Below are 15181 nucleotides of genomic sequence, written 5' to 3' on the forward strand. Positions count from 1 at the left end.
TCACGCTAATCGAAATGTCTCTTAGATTGTTGTATAATCTGACTGCAAATTATGGAGTCCGCTCAACAAACACCCTTATAAACCGATTGTAAAATTCTGACGAAATCATAATTAATACTTCACCATCTATGTTTGTGGTCCTCGTCTTTTTGATCCTTACTTTTTTTGATTTCCCGGGTTCGATTGAGATTGTGGATTTATCCAACTCTATTGCTGATAATAATTCAGGTCTAAAATTCCACCCGGGCGTGGATTCTATAGTGAGTCCATCTTTACTGATTGGCACAAAAACAAATAACTCTAGCTCGAGTGAATTTCCGCTGTTGTTATAAACCCGAAATTCAGCTTTTGGGGAATCGCTGCTTAGAGAAATAGAGGATGGTGCAACTGCTAATTCCCCAGATGGGCTATGCCTTTTTCGCATAGGACTTGATGGCGTTTCGATAAAATAGCGCGTTGTCACAGCAGTCCTGAATGTGCTGTTTCCGCTGGAAACACGAACGTTTGCTTCCCATGCTTGATTATAATAGCTTACGCCACAAGGAATGCTTAAAAACATCTCTCTCGATAATTTAGATCTTGGGGGAATAATAAAAGTCCCTTCGCCCTCGACACTTAAGAAATCCCCACTGGGTAAAGGCAAGTAGCCTTCGAGTATCACTTTATCTAGCGTAATACCGGAAACATCTATTTTGTATTCGACGCTATCGTTGCTTTCGTTGAAAATGATCAGTTCTTTTTTTATGGGGTAATTTTCTCCAAGGCGAACATCTAGCAAGGTGAAAAAAGCAGGGGAAACTTGTATCGATTGAGCTACTTGAGATAAGACAATCATTAAAATAAGCGCTTTTACTTTGAACATAAAAAACCTTTCTTTCATAGAGTATATTATCGGATTGTCGTTGTTCAATTGTTTTTTCTAACAGTAAATTTTTTAAATTATATTGCGAACTTACATCATAGCTTTATCTTATGTCTATGAATTTCAAAACTTTATATAAAATATTAGCCCTATTATTATTTCTGTTTATTGCTGAAATAGGCGCTACCCAAATCGAGATCATGCCCACGCTCGGTTACTTAACTATGATAAACGTTACCGAACCTTCCGGTGGTTCTCCCCTTTTTATCGATGAGGGCATTCTATACGATGAGTTTTCACCATCACTCTCGCTTTTGGTGCGAACGCATGGTTTTTCACTCGGAGCAAATATTGCTTATTCACACTCCTCAGACCTGTTTGGCGATTTTCAAATGACTGATATCGAGAGCAGATCGCTCGGTTTAGTCACAATCTATAACTACGAGATGTCGGATTCGGGGAAATGGTTATTTCCAATGAAATTGTCGGCTTCATATCGTTGGATGACATTAGAACATAACGGCCTCAAAATAACTGGAACCGCTTATGAAGTAGCATTCAAGATGGGACTTGAAAGAGCATTATCAAAAAGAGCTAGTTTCGCTTTTTTGATTGGAAGAGGTTTCGTATGGGATGAATTATCCAACGATGATTTTATGGTTCATCCTGATCTAGAATTTGATTGTTGGAGATTTGAATTCTATTCGCGAATATTCATGTTTAAATTTTAATCGCTTGCCTAACACACATTGAACGATTATTTTGCGAAATAATTAACACTTAGCAGGATTTAGTTTGATTTTCGATAACCTATTAGCTTTAATCGAAAAACTATCTGTGATTATAGTAGTAGCCTATCTTGCCACTCGAACAAGATTTTTTATAGATGCCATCGAAAGACGGTATTATTTTAAAAACCGGCTTTTTTTAATAATCGTTTTCGGCCTTTTCTCAATCTATGGTTCTTTAACCGACATTAAGATAGGAGAAGCTATAGTTAATGTGCGTGACTTAGGGCCTATCGTTGCCGGACTTGCTGGTGGCCCTATCGTAGGTCTTTTTACAGGTCTCATCGGTGGCGCACATAGGTGTTTTTTTATGCCCGGTTTCACCCGTGTAGCCTGCGGTCTTTCGACTGTTCTTGCAGGTGTTATAGCCGGTTTCTATGCAAAACACAAAGGCTTGCGCCGCGTGGAGATATGGGAGGGCCTTCTTTTAGTGCTGTTTATCGAGTTGGTGCACGATGGAATGGTTTTACTTATCGCTAAACCTTTCTCAGCGGCTCTTACGGCTGCCAAGATGGTGACTATTCCCATGATAGGAGCCAATCTTGTCGGTATGGCGATATTTATTTTCATTGTTCATAATTTACGACGCGAACGCGAAACAGAAAGAGAACGCGACCGTTACTACAAAGAACTTGCCGAAAATGAACGAATGAAGCGCGAACTTGAAATTGCACATGAGCTTCAAATGAGCATGGTTTCCAAGCATTTCCCGGCATTTCCCGACCGGGATGATTTCGATATATACGCTACGATGAAACCGGCAAAAGAGGTAGGTGGTGACCTCTATGATTTCTTCCCTATCGACAAAAACCGAATTTGCTTTGTTATTGGAGATGTTGCCGGAAAGGGTGTTCCCGCAGCCTTGATGATGGCTATTACAAAAACACTTATTAAATTCGTCGCGAAAAATGATTTGCCTCCCGAGCAAATCCTCTCGATAGTCAACGAAGAGCTTAGCAGAGAAAACAGTTCATGTATGTTTGTTACCGCTTTTTGCGGAATCCTCGATACTCGAACCGGAATGCTTGTTTACAGTAATGGAGGACACAACAACCCCTATATTATCAGAAAAAATGGTGCAATTGAAACACTTGATTCTGAAAATAGACTCGCTTTGGGCGTTATCGAAGGATTCATTTATATCGACCTCACAACTGCCCTTGGTGAAGGCGATAGTATTTTCCTTTATACAGATGGCGTGACCGAGGCGATAAACAAAAATAATATCTTTTTTACTGAGCAACGACTTGAAGATGCACTTAAAACCCATTTCAATAATTCGATTAAGGATATCGTATGTGCCATTGTTTCAGAGGTTGACCATTTCTCTGAAGGTATTGAACAGACTGACGATATTACAGTCCTCGGTCTGAAGTTCATGAAAAAACAGGTTTAAAATATACGATTCCCTGCTTATTATTCTATTAATTTGAGGTATGTAAATTTTAGAATTGGAGGCTATTTTGAAACCAGCTATTTTTCTTTTATTGGTAATAATTGCCACGACTATATCCTTTGCACAAACACACGATTCAATTCAGCCCTGCCCGGGATGTGATTTGCCACTTAAAGGTATTACTTTGGGTGGTTTTTTCGGCGGAAGCACGTTTTCTGTCGATTCCGATTCTCCGACCGTTGCCGAAGCAATAGACATCGATGCCCTGCCTTCGATTGCCTTTAGGGCCGGAGGAGGATTATATTTATATCCCGGAGGTAGGTATCGTATTGGCCTAATCGGAGGTTATAACTGGGCAAGCAGCGGCAACGATGATGTTTATATCAAAACTAATGCTTTATGGACAACACTGCTTGTTGACCTCATTAGAACGACCAGTGCGGTTCATATCATGGGAGGAATCGGTGCCGGTGGTGGTTTAGCAACTGTTAAAGGTAGTGAACTTGGGAAAACTGGCGAAGTAAGCGAAAATGTCCCGGTATTTGCTCTTCTCCCTAGATTCGGAGTGGAAATTCCAATTGCTGAAATAGGTGCTATATCCCTCGAGTTTTCATATTTATGGTTTTTTGGAGAAGAAAAAACACTCACATGGGAAACTCAATCGATCGAGGGAAGCCCCAATGAAAGACAGCTCGATTTCTCGCCTATCGAAATAGGAGGTCCCTCTTTTACACTGGGTCTTCAATTCGGCAAGGTGAAGAAACTCGAATATGATTAAATTCATAATTTAGAATACCATTTTGCTTTGGTTTTTAGTCTTTTCGTCATTCTTTCTTGTTCAAGACCTTCAGTTGTAGAACCTGATTATGATCCCGAAGATATAGATGAGGTGAGCTATATCGCAATCGATCCAGATGGTAATCTAAAATGCATCTCAATCAAAGATAGTATTTCTCTAGGATCTGAGACTCTACTGGTATATCAGGAAAGAGGGATATCCTTCGATTGGAATCTTCGAGCTGTTTTTACCCGGATTCCGTGGCAAGCTAGGGAATTTTATCTTGATTCGGAGGAAAAAACTGCCTATCTAGAATGGAATGGTAACCATTTAACGGGTTCATGCTGGTATGAGGGTTCAAGCACTGAATATATAGACCAAGACGTCGACGATTTCTCGTTGCATGCCTGGTTTGTGTGGGCAGCGTTTTGGGGTCTTCCATGGCATAAGGATAATTGGGCCGTCGAATTCGACATAGTTACCCCTGATTTAGATGTTTATGGGTATGAGGGGATCTTCGATGGAGCCGCAATGATTACCAACTCGACTGGTGAAGATACAATCGAATGCTATAAACTCGACATTGACGGACGAGGCCTTATAGGTCTTTTTGCACCGGATATTAAGCTTTATGTCCGAAAAATGGCACCTCATATCCCCATGTATTGCACAGTCGAATCTGAGGGCACTGTTCTTCTATATTATGCTGATTCCCTTTAAACAATCGGGTTTTGTTTTTCGAGGAATTCATTCAATTCGGTTAAGATCGCCTGTGGGTCCATACCTTTTGAAACTATCAATTCCTCGATTGTGCCCCAGACAGGTTCTCCACATTGAGTGCAATGTAGTCTTTTCTCAAGAAGCCAGACATGCGACTCGGGATACTTGTCCAAAAGAATCTCAACAGGCATATTCGGTTCGATTAACATAATTTATCCTTTTAAAAAATGGAGGTTCGACGGCGACCACAGATATAAAAGGCTCCCGCGATTATTGATCTCGAATGAACAAGAGAATTTTCGCCGAGTGTTTTGCTCCAATAAACCGTTTTTCCCGTCTTATAGTTTGGCATATGAAGCCGGTGCTAGAATCTAAAGCTAAAGAACTAATGGGTCTGGCAGTTAGCACAGCACTCCGTTGCGATGAGTGTATTCTTTACCATCTCGATCGTTCGGTAGCCGAGGGGGCAACCCGTAAAGAGATCATAGAAACCCTCAATATTGCGCTCGTCATCGGTGGAAGCATCGTGATTCCTCATTTGCGGACAGCATTCGATGCTATGGACGCGATATTCGGTAACATTTAGTTATTGTTCGTTGCCAAAACCTATAGCACCCTTTGCATCGGGATTCTTATCCGGTGTCTTTATCTCACCAAACTGTTTCTCGAACTTCTCGATATTATCTCCGAGAGCTTTGAGAAGCATTTTCGCATTCATCGGTGTCATAATTATTCGGCCCTGGACTTTGGCTTTTGGTGCTCCGGGAACCATTCTTGCAAAATCGATAACGAACTCGCTTGGCGAATGAGTAATTACCGCGAAATTAGCATAAATACCTTCTGCGACATCCGGAGGAAGTTCGATTTGTATTTGCCTCGGTGATTTTTCTCTTTGCATCTTCTTCCTTTCTTTTTTTGCAAGTATATACAGGAATGAGTGGTTTCGCAATTATTAATAAGAAAACAGGATTCTGGATCGGTAACTAAATTTGAATTAGAGCTGAAATTCCAGTAAGTAGTAAATCAAATTCCCCAACTTCATTCCAGCACAGAGCTTTTCGGAAAGTTATGTTTATTCCAATTTCTAAGATAAACGACCTTCATAATGGCGCACAAAACTTGACGTTGAGAAAAAATTGTTTAAAATGGGTTCATTGAAGAATTTAGATAGAGTGGGGAGAATGTCAGAGAAGAAAAAAAAGGTTCTATTATCAGGGATGCAACCCTCGGGAGCATTGCATTTAGGCAACTATGAAGGTGCGCTTCGCAATTGGGTTGAACTGCAGAACAGCGGTAATTATGAGATGTTCAATTGCATTGTCGATTGGCATGCGCTAACCAGTTCCTATGAGAATACAGAGTTACTGATCCCGCGTATCTATGAGATGGCTGCGGATTACATAGCCGCCGGCCTCGATCCTAAGAAGACAGCGATTTTCGTGCAGTCGCATGTTAAAGAACACGCCGAGCTTCACCTTTTGCTTTCGATGATCATTCCCATTCCATGGCTCGAGAGAGTTCCGAGTTATAAGGAAAAATTGGAATCTCTCGGTCTCGATTCTTACGGTTTTCTTGGCTATCCCTTGCTTCAATCGGCAGATATATTAATTTACCGCGCCAATGTTGTGCCCGTCGGGAAGGATCAGCTTCCGCATCTTGAGCTTACACGCGAAGTCGTGAGGCGTTTCCATTATCTATTCGAGGATGTTTTTCCTGAACCCGAGGCGTTGGTTACCAAATTCCAGGTACTTCCTGGAACAGATGGTCAGAAAATGTCAAAGTCCTACGGCAATTTTATTGCATTGGGAGATAGCCCGGATATCACCAAAAAGAAGGTCATGTCGATGTTTACCGATCCGGCGAAGATTCACAAAACAGATCGCGGTCATCCCGAAAATTGCCCTGTTTACATATACCGCACGATTTACGATCCCGATCTTCCAGAGGATCTCAAGGAAAAATGCAGTGCTGGTGATCCCTCGGCAGGATGCGTAGGATGCAAAAGGGCACTTCTTGGAGCAATAATAGAATTTTTTAAGGATTTTAGGGCTAAACGCGAGGAATTACTTGCTGATAAAGCCTTATTGGACGAATATCTTGCAGAAGGCGCCCAGCGCGCACGTGAAAGAGCGAACGAAACCATGCTTCTTGTTCGCAAGGCGATAAAGATGTATAAACCGGAGGTTTAAAATTGGGTGTAATCGTCAGTTACGATTTCTGTTGTTGGAAAGACGATGGTTGCAAAACAAAATGTTCTTGCACCTCCGTTCCTGAGAATGCTGAATGCCAGAATTGTGCTGTTATTTGCCCCGAAGGCGCTATTTCCCGCTCTGATCGAGTGGAAATCGACGATGAGTTATGCACGGACTGTAGCATCTGCATCGAATCCTACCCTAACGGAGCGTTATCCCGATAAATAATGTTTTTTAAAGGCAAAATCGCTGGTGTTTACACTCTCCTAGCAATCGGAGTTACATTTATTTTTTGCTTATCCTGTTCCGAAGGTATTGGTCCATCTGCTACGGAAAATTTACTCGCTGGTTCGGTCAATCTAGGCGAACTTAGCGGTGTTTCAGCATCAGATATTAAAGTCTATTTAGTTGAGTTCCAGACAACTGGAATGGCCCGGGTAGATTCAGTAACACCGGATTATACTGGCGAATATGAATTTGAGGGCTTCGATTTCGGAAATTATGGGATCGAATCCTCTACTGCATATGGAATTTATCCGAATTACTATGGTTTTCACGATGGCAATCGCAACGGCTCTTTTGGTTCAGGCGATGCAGTAGTTTTTTCAAGTTATGGACATGTAAGTTATTACAATGTGCCGCTTTATGGTGATTTCCCAGATACTATCGTATATGAACTCGAACCCAATAATGATGCTTTTCTCTCGCAAGAACTGGGAATTATTCACTGTAAAAATATTCGTGGAGATTTAACCTCTGGGGGTTTTTCCCCACCAGACCAATATACTGGAGATTTGGACCTATATCACTTCGAAGCGGTTTGGACAGGATATTTAGTCGCCGAGCTCAGTTGGTCTTCCAGTTACGACCTTGATTTATTTCTTTATGACGGTAGTGCGCTCACTGTCATTCAAAGCGCTGCAACCGAAGGTTATGGCCCTGAACGACTCTATAATTCATTATATCGAGGCGACGATTTCATCCTTCTTGTTGCATCCATAGATGGTCCCAGCAGTTATGAATTATCGATTAACATTGAGTAGGAGCAACATGGAATTCAATGAACTTATTAAGAAACGAAAATCTATAAGGAAGTATAAAAGCGAAGCTCTCCCACCTGGCTCCCTAGATAAGATACTATCTGCTGGCAGATTTGCTAATTCTGCACGAAATAGACAAAAATGGGCTTTCATTGTCGTAACAAATAAAGAGATGTTACAAGCATTAGTTCCAGCTTGCCGCAATCAAGCCTTCGTGGGCGAAGCTGCCGCTCTTATCGCAGTCTGTTCTACAGAGGAATATACCATGTCCTCGGGAAATCCTGCGCATTTTATCGACTGCTCGATAGCCCTCGATCATATGCAACTCGCGGCAACAAGCTTAGAATTAGGCACATGCTGGTTGGGTGCTTTTAATAATGACAAAGTAGGAAAGCTTCTCTCTGTCCCAGATGAGATATGGGTTGTGGGTTTATTGACTATCGGTATCCCTAATGAAGAAGGCAGGGAAAAGAACCGTATTTCACTCGAAGATTTAGTGCATTACAATAAGTGGTAGGTTATCAGGAAAAAATCCATTATAATTATTAGACAACAAATCATTTTTGGGAGGTTTCATGAACATCGATTTCAAGAATTCAGGAAAGTGGGTAATCGCGGGGTTTTCCGGTAGAATCGACGGCCACACTTCGCCCGACTGCGAGCAGGCTCTTAAAGATAAGATAGGCGAAGGCAATCACCTGATTGCCATCGATCTTTCGGATGTAGATTATATGAGCAGTGCCGGCTTGAGAGTTCTTCTGGCCACATATAAAAACCTTAAAGCCAACACCGGCGATATGGCCCTCATCTCGCCGCAGGAAAGCGTCGCCGAGGTTCTCGATATATCCGGTTTTTCGAGTATATTCAAGATCGTTAATAAGATAGAGGAACTTGGTTGATAACCAACATTAAATCGCGCTTACTCTTAACTCTCGTTCCAATACTTGTTATACTCTTCGGACTTCTTGTTTATATTAGCTTCAAAGAAAGCAAGGAAACAGTCCTAAAACAAATTACGCGAGAGTCGTATGAGCTTGCGCGGTCGCACGCAAAGGAATTCGATGTCCTTTTCGAATCGGCTCGTATGTCTGCGGAAGGACTTGCGCTTTCTCTTTCGGATTCTAAAGGATGCTCCAAAGAGAATGTCTTGAGGAAGTTAAGACATAACCTCAAAAAGGACCAATTCATTTATGGTTCGACAGCATCGTTCATTCCTTCGGCAACACGAATGGGAAGTTTCGCGCCCTACTTCTATAGAATAGGCGATAGCCTTATCTATAATGACCTCGATACCGACGATTATAATTATACATCTTGGGAATGGTTTACTAGACCGATAGCTGACGGACACGGTTCATGGAGCGAACCATATTTCGATGAAGGTGGCGGTTCCATTTTGATGACAACATATTCTGAGATCATCAAATGCAACGGAAAGACCGTAGGAGTGGCTACTATCGACATCGCGCTTGACGAGCTCGTTAGTAGAATAAAGAAATTGCATATTGGGCAAACGGGTTATGCCTTCATTATTAGCAAAGATGGTCATTTTATTGCCTACCCGGGAGAGGACATCCTTTCCAGCTTGACTATATGGGAGATGATCGAAAACTCAGAGACTCCCGCTATGCGCGATTTTGCCAAATTGATTAAGCCTAATGTTGCAAATTATATCGAGATGCCGGACCCATTCTTCGGGAAGAAATCGTGGATAATCACAACTGAAATACAATCTACCGGTTGGACTTTCACTATAGTTTATCCAAGTGATGAAATACTTAAGCCGCTTATTACGCTTAGGAACAAGGCTTTTTTCTTTGCTGGATTAATAGTGATAATATTGATTGCGGTTGTAATATTGATTTCATCGACCGTTACTTCTCCTCTTAAACGGCTCGTTAGGCAAATAAAGGAATACACCGACGGCAACTATGAGCAAAGATTATCGGATCAGAATGGGCCGAAAGAAATTCGCGATCTGTCCCGCGCTTTTAATACTATGGGTGCAGCAATATCGGAACATATAGAAAATATTCGCAAGACGACTGCTCAAAAAGAGCGCTATCGCCATGAACTTACTATTGCCGCAGAAATTCAGAGGAGTATTCTACCTCATGAATTTCCACCATTCCCGGAACTGGCTGACTTAATAGATATATATGGTTTTAACAGGCCGGCACTCGAAATTGGGGGTGATTATTTTGACTTCTTTAGATTGCATGGAGGTAAAATAGCGCTCATTATAGCCGATGTCTCGGACAAAGGCGCACCGGCTTCATTTTTCATGGCAATGACAAGGATTTTAATCCGCGAGGTCGCTTCACAGGGCCACTCCCCCGCCGAAATACTCAGGCGTGTCAATCACAGATTGGCCCAGGGGAATCTTTCCTCGATGTTCGTAACACTATTATATTGCGAATATAAATTGGACACCGGGGATATACGCTTAGCTTGTGCTGGACATAATGCACCTATTTGTATATACTCCGATGGCCGAGTCGAGCAGATACCAATGAATGTTGGTCTTCCTCTTGGAGCTTTACCCACAACTCATTACCAAACTACAGAATTCCAACTTCCAACATCTAGCACTATGTTTCTTTACACAGACGGCATCACCGAAGCCATGGATAAAAGTGGCAAAGAGTTCGGGCTGGAAAAACTTGCCTTCAATCTTAAAGGAGCCAATGAACGCGAATGTAAGGAAATAGCTCATGAAATATTGGATAAGATAGATAATTTTGCCGATGGTGCTCCGCAATGCGACGATATAACAATGCTTATCCTAAATCGGAAATACAACAAAGAGCCAATCAAGTATCCTACGCAACTGCAGATGGAAAAATCAACCCTTCTCAGATTACCGGCACATACTAATGTGCTCGATAAAATCGCTACACTTGCCGAACAAATTGCCAATGATTGCGGATTTGACAATAAGGCTACATACCAAATCAAATTGGCTCTCGATGAGATAGTTAATAATGTAATAATGCATGCATATAGCGGGAATCCCTCTGAAACCTTTCAGATAAAATTCATCCCATTCGATGGTGGTTTAAAGATAGAGATTATTGATTATGGTATTCCATTCGATTTTAAGGAAAAACTAGATCGCTACGATGGCAAAGCCACCGCCGATCAAGCCATTGGCGGAATAGGGCTCTATCTCGTTAAACAGTTCGTCGATGAAGTTCATTATGAACCGGAAACCGTGGATGGCAATAAAGTTACAATTATAAAACTAAAAGCACCTAAAGGTGAATAACTTATTAGCCTTCCATGTTAATGAATCAATATCTCGGTGAAATAGCTGCTTTAGGCGCGGCCGTGTGCTGGACTTTTACTTCTGCGTTTTTTACCGAAAGTGGTCGGCGGGTTGGTTCGGTAGTTGTCAATAGGCTGAGGCTTTTGGCCGCTGGTTTATATCTTTCTATTTTCCATGTGCTTATTTATGGTTCGTTCTATCCTATTGATGCGGCACCAGAAAGATTTTTATGGCTGGGTCTATCGGGTATAATTGGTTTCGCTCTAGGTGATTCATGCTTGTTAGAATCTTTTATTCGAATTGGCATACATTTATCGATGCTATTAATGTCTTTAGTTCCGATAATCAGTGCAATAATCGCCTGGGTATTTCTCGGAGAGAATCTCGATTATATGGCTGTGCTTGCTATAGTCCTTACAGTTAGTGGTGTTATGATAGTTATCATCGACCGCAGAAGATCACTGCCATCTAATGGTCAAAAGCACTATCTTACTGGCATTCTTTTCGGTTTAGGTGGTGCTGTGGGACAGGCGGTTGGTCTTGCTATGTCTAAAAAAGGGCTTTTTGGTGATTTTTCTGGGCTATCAGCAACGCTTATTAGAGTGAGCTTCGCGATACCTTTAGTATGGTTAATTGCGGTTTTACAAAAAAAGATCGGAACAACTATCCATTCTTCTAAGAAAACTGGTGCTATTAAGTATATTGCTCTTGGTGCCTTTACTGGACCATTCCTCGGGGTGTGGCTTTCGATGATCGCGGTTCAAAATACTTTTGTGGGTATAGCATCGACATTAATGGCTTTACCTCCAGTATTCCTTTTACCAATCGCCCATTATTATTTCAAAGAAAAGGTTACTATGGTCTCTATCCTCGGCACATTGATTGCAGTTACAGGAACAGCATTAGTGTTTTTGGGATAGGAGGTAATTCGGTGAAACTCGCTACAATTAAAATTTCCGATGGAACAGTAATAGCTCTTAAAACAGGTAATAGGCTGCTTCTAATCGATAGAGCTTATGGAGCCCTTTACAACGAGACCTCCCCCCCATTTCTATGGGACATGCGCACTCTTCTCGAGGTTGGCGTTATGGCTTTCGATGAGATACATAGGTTAGCTGAGCGCGTCGAAACTGATCAAATTGAAGATAGTCATTTTTATATCGGAGAAGACGAGGCTGATTTCGCACCGCCGATTGTCAACCCAAATAAGATAATTTGTATAGGCCAGAATTATCGGGATCATTGCATCGAGCAAAACAAGCCTTTTCCAAAAAGGCCAATTCTTTTCTCTAAATTTGCATTCGCTTTAACGGGCCATAAATGTGAAATTATAAAACCGGGTTTAACTGAAAAACTCGATTTCGAGGGAGAGCTCGCCTTTGTTATAGGCAAACACTGCCATAGGATTTCGCAAGAGAATGCAATGGATTATATTGTGGGATATTCTATCTTCCACGATGTAAGCGCAAGGGATATTCAATTCACTGATAAGCAATGGCTTAGAGGAAAAACCTTCCCGACCTTTGCGCCAATGGGGCCCTATCTGGTTACCGCAGATGAGATAATAGACCCGAGCGATCTTCATATCACAACAGAACTTAATGATAGCATCATGCAAGATTCGCGCACAAGTAATATGATATTCGATGTGTCTTATCTGGTTTCTTTCATAAGCCAGGCTATCCCCCTTCAACCTGGGGATATCGTGGCAACAGGCACACCTAACGGGGTTGGGTTTTTTAGGAAAGAACCGATTTTTTTACACGATGGAGATAGAGTCGATATTAACATCGATCTTTTAGGGAAGCTATCTAATACAGTTATTGACGAAGCATTATAAATTTTGTAAACTATCAGTGAATTGGCAAAAATTAATAAGGAGAAAAATGAAAAAAAATATCCTTTGTTTAAGCGTTATCCTAGCCCTATTGATCATTGGGTGTTCGGATAAAACGAAAGCTCTCGAAGAGAGTATCATAACGAGTGGCAAAATCGTTACTCTTTCTACTATTACTCAGGATGGTATGACAGGTCAATTAAAAACAGAAACTGTATTTTCTGGAGATAAAAGCCGTTCCATAACCACCGTAACATCTGAGATGGGCCAACAAGAAGTTATACAGTTATGGATTGGAAAGAAAATATATAACTTCGCGCAGAACCAGCCAACAGGCCAGACAATGAGCGCGCCTGAGAACTGGAAAGAAACCATGAGTGCTTTTGGCAAGAACCCTCAACTGCTTCAGAGTGCTGATAGCCTTGGCATCGAAGATGTAGCTGGTATGAGGTGCAAGGTTTATCAAGTCGATAGCCCTCAGGAAAAAGCCAAGCTCTGGATTTTTGATAATCCGGATTTTCCGGTTTTGCTGAGATCTGAAACCTTATTACCCTTCGAATCAAAAACTATAACTACAGAGATTGCTTTCAACATCGAAATTCCTGAGGAATCATTCGCTATTCCTCAAGGTGTCGAGTTTCAAGATGTTAACTGGAATCAGATGATGGGCCAACAGCCTCCTCAAGAACAGGTAGAAAAATAGGAATAATATTGAAAACAGCCCTATATCCAGGAAGTTTCGACCCAATAACTAACGGTCATTTAGACATTATCTCTAGAGGCTTAGAGCTTTTTGATAAAGTTATCGTTGGAGTTGGGGTCAACCTTGCAAAAGAAACCCTTTTTACCGTTGATGAGAGAATCGAAATGATTAAAAAGGTAGTGAGTAAATATGATCATATCGAGGTTGTCGGGTATAGCATCTTAACTGCTCAATTTGCCGCTCAACTGGGTGTTTCAGCCATCCTCAGAGGCCTTAGAGCTATATCGGATTTCGAGTATGAATTTCAAATGACTTTAGCTAATAGAAAGTTGTTCCCTGAGGCTGAAACAGTATTCTTGATGCCTTGTTTGGATAATGTATTTTTAAACTCGACCATGGTGAAGACTATTGCGCAACACGGCGGCGATATTCGACATTTCGTTCCCGAATTGGTAGCAGTGAACCTAGAAAAAAGGTTTAAGGATTTATGCTAGAAAATATTGATATTAAAACAATAGAACGGATTTTTGCAGCTCTTCCAGTGGAGATATCCTTCGTTGATTCTGAAGATAGAATCGCTTTTTTCAATGAAGGCGATAATAAGATATTTCCGAGGCGATTAGAGTCTATTGGTAAGGATGTTTATTCAAGTCATCCAGAGAGATGTCTTCCAGAGGTTATCCAGATAATTGACGAGATGCGAAAAGACACACGAGAATCCGCAGAATACTGGATTAATAAAAGGGAAAGATTCTTACACATCCGCTATTTCGCGGTTCGAGATAAAAACAGGAAATACCTCGGTGTTGTGGAGGTTGTTCAGGATATTACCGAAATCAAGAGACTCGAAGGTGAAAAACGAATTCCGTGAGATTTCTAGTAAATAACGCGTGGCTTATTGTTTTTCTGATCGTCCCCTGCGGTCTTTTTGCTGGTTGGAGTCCAAAAGAAATACCCCCATGCGTTTTTTGCGACGATGATAGCGATTGTTTCAAATATCCTTCAGGACCTATTATAGAACAAGTCCCTGTTCTTATCTATCTTTCCTGTAATGGTGCAAAGCCGAGCGATCTCGATTCAATATCGTTTGTTCATGACAAACTAGGCTGGGTTATAGCTACCTGCGGGAAAACCCGTAACCATAGAAGCTCACAGTTAAACGAGAAAGATATTATCCATATTGCTGAGAAGCTTTTGGTAAATCCCAAGGTCGATCCTACTAGGATAATTCTATTCGGTTTTAGTGGTCAGGGAGCGCAGGCTCTTGGAGTGGCGCTTAAGTATCCTCGGTTATTCGCTGGAGCGATTTCCGACTGCGCGCATTTGGGTGCAGTTACAAGATTCGATCCAAAAGCCTCAAATAAACAGTTATTCTATATTATCACTCGCGAATTCGACTGGAATCGAGACTATAACGAGATATTCCATACAGCCTGTATTGAAAATGGGATTGGCGATACACTTCTAGTCGAACCGGGGAAACATGAGATCGGGCCTACAGAAGAGATATTCTCTGCTTGCCGATGGTTCGAGCGAAGATGGAGAAGCGAATAAGCGAGGATAATAAATTACATATATGAAATACCGAATGCGGTAT

At 41.5% G+C, this 15181-nt stretch carries 20 protein-coding genes; 17 read left to right on the top strand and 3 right to left on the bottom strand.

The window, feature by feature from the left end:
- Window positions 1-49 precede the first annotated feature (49 nt).
- Complete coding sequence (locus tag KAH81_07735) at window positions 50-880, bottom strand: hypothetical protein (protein ID MCK5833544.1); 831 nt, start codon at window positions 878-880, stop codon at window positions 50-52.
- 98 nt (window positions 881-978) lie between these two features.
- Here KAH81_07735 and KAH81_07740 point away from each other — a divergent pair, with 98 nt between their 5' ends.
- The 4 genes from KAH81_07740 (at window position 979) to KAH81_07755 (ending at window position 4544) form a co-directional block, all read left to right on the top strand.
- Entirely contained in the window at window positions 979-1593 is a 615-nt protein-coding gene (locus tag KAH81_07740; protein MCK5833545.1) for a hypothetical protein, read from the top strand.
- A 64-nt stretch (window positions 1594-1657) separates the two neighbouring features.
- Window positions 1658-3046 carry a SpoIIE family protein phosphatase gene (locus KAH81_07745; protein ID MCK5833546.1) on the top strand — a complete coding sequence of 463 codons (1389 nt, stop codon included), beginning with the start codon at window positions 1658-1660 and terminating at the stop codon, window positions 3044-3046.
- Window positions 3047-3113: 67 nt separating this feature from the next.
- Entirely contained in the window at window positions 3114-3824 is a 711-nt protein-coding gene (locus KAH81_07750; GenBank protein MCK5833547.1) for a hypothetical protein, read from the top strand.
- A gap of 27 nt (window positions 3825-3851) precedes the next feature.
- Window positions 3852-4544 carry a hypothetical protein gene (locus KAH81_07755; protein ID MCK5833548.1) on the top strand — a complete coding sequence of 231 codons (693 nt, stop codon included), beginning with the start codon at window positions 3852-3854 and terminating at the stop codon, window positions 4542-4544.
- On the opposite strand, the gene KAH81_07760 is transcribed toward KAH81_07755, so the two are convergent.
- Window positions 4541-4753, bottom strand: a complete 213-nt coding sequence (locus tag KAH81_07760) for a DUF1858 domain-containing protein (protein ID MCK5833549.1) — start codon at window positions 4751-4753, stop codon at window positions 4541-4543. The two genes, KAH81_07755 and KAH81_07760, sit on opposite strands and share 4 nt — an antisense overlap.
- 74 nt (window positions 4754-4827) lie before the next feature.
- Between KAH81_07760 and KAH81_07765 the strand changes: the two genes are divergently transcribed.
- On the top strand, window positions 4828-5130 hold the full coding sequence (locus KAH81_07765) for a carboxymuconolactone decarboxylase family protein (protein ID MCK5833550.1): 303 nt from the start codon (window positions 4828-4830) through the stop codon (window positions 5128-5130).
- Here KAH81_07765 and KAH81_07770 read toward each other — a convergent pair whose 3' ends face one another.
- The gene (locus tag KAH81_07770) at window positions 5131-5442 is read right to left on the bottom strand and encodes a DUF3467 domain-containing protein (GenBank protein MCK5833551.1); all 312 of its coding nucleotides are present in this window, start codon (window positions 5440-5442) and stop codon (window positions 5131-5133) included.
- 283 nt (window positions 5443-5725) lie between these two features.
- Between KAH81_07770 and trpS the strand changes: the two genes are divergently transcribed.
- The 12 genes from trpS to KAH81_07830 are packed head-to-tail and all read left to right on the top strand — an operon-like array spanning window position 5726 to window position 15138.
- Window positions 5726-6733: a tryptophan--tRNA ligase gene (gene trpS, locus KAH81_07775; GenBank protein ID MCK5833552.1), complete on the top strand. Its 1008-nt coding sequence runs from the start codon at window positions 5726-5728 to the stop codon at window positions 6731-6733.
- A 2-nt stretch (window positions 6734-6735) separates the two neighbouring features.
- Window positions 6736-6960, top strand: coding sequence for a hypothetical protein (locus KAH81_07780; GenBank protein MCK5833553.1), 225 nt, complete (start codon window positions 6736-6738; stop codon window positions 6958-6960).
- Window positions 6961-6963: 3 nt separating this feature from the next.
- Window positions 6964-7779, top strand: coding sequence for a hypothetical protein (locus tag KAH81_07785; protein MCK5833554.1), 816 nt, complete (start codon window positions 6964-6966; stop codon window positions 7777-7779).
- 7 nt (window positions 7780-7786) lie between these two features.
- Complete coding sequence (locus tag KAH81_07790; GenBank protein ID MCK5833555.1) at window positions 7787-8293, top strand: nitroreductase family protein; 507 nt, start codon at window positions 7787-7789, stop codon at window positions 8291-8293.
- Window positions 8294-8351: 58 nt separating this feature from the next.
- Window positions 8352-8675 carry an STAS domain-containing protein gene (locus KAH81_07795; protein ID MCK5833556.1) on the top strand — a complete coding sequence of 108 codons (324 nt, stop codon included), beginning with the start codon at window positions 8352-8354 and terminating at the stop codon, window positions 8673-8675.
- Complete coding sequence (locus KAH81_07800; protein ID MCK5833557.1) at window positions 8672-11044, top strand: SpoIIE family protein phosphatase; 2373 nt, start codon at window positions 8672-8674, stop codon at window positions 11042-11044. The genes KAH81_07795 and KAH81_07800 overlap by 4 nt, the downstream gene beginning before the upstream one ends.
- Window positions 11045-11064: 20 nt before the next feature.
- A complete protein-coding gene (locus KAH81_07805; protein ID MCK5833558.1) occupies window positions 11065-11964 on the top strand; it encodes a DMT family transporter in 900 nt (299 codons plus the stop codon).
- Window positions 11965-11975: 11 nt separating this feature from the next.
- Complete coding sequence (locus tag KAH81_07810; protein ID MCK5833559.1) at window positions 11976-12884, top strand: fumarylacetoacetate hydrolase family protein; 909 nt, start codon at window positions 11976-11978, stop codon at window positions 12882-12884.
- A 46-nt stretch (window positions 12885-12930) separates the two neighbouring features.
- Window positions 12931-13584 (top strand): hypothetical protein, encoded by a 654-nt coding sequence (locus tag KAH81_07815; GenBank protein MCK5833560.1) that lies wholly within the window; start codon window positions 12931-12933, stop codon window positions 13582-13584.
- A 5-nt stretch (window positions 13585-13589) separates the two neighbouring features.
- Window positions 13590-14078 (top strand): pantetheine-phosphate adenylyltransferase, encoded by a 489-nt coding sequence (gene coaD / locus KAH81_07820; protein MCK5833561.1) that lies wholly within the window; start codon window positions 13590-13592, stop codon window positions 14076-14078.
- Window positions 14072-14455, top strand: a complete 384-nt coding sequence (locus KAH81_07825) for a PAS domain-containing protein (GenBank protein ID MCK5833562.1) — start codon at window positions 14072-14074, stop codon at window positions 14453-14455. Before coaD ends, KAH81_07825 begins: the two co-directional genes overlap by 7 nt.
- Entirely contained in the window at window positions 14452-15138 is a 687-nt protein-coding gene (locus tag KAH81_07830; protein ID MCK5833563.1) for a hypothetical protein, read from the top strand. Before KAH81_07825 ends, KAH81_07830 begins: the two co-directional genes overlap by 4 nt.
- Window positions 15139-15181 lie beyond the last annotated feature (43 nt).

The sequence above is a fragment of the bacterium genome (assembly GCA_023145965.1).
In the GTDB taxonomy this organism is placed as follows: Bacteria; UBP14; UBA6098; order UBA6098; family UBA6098; genus UBA6098.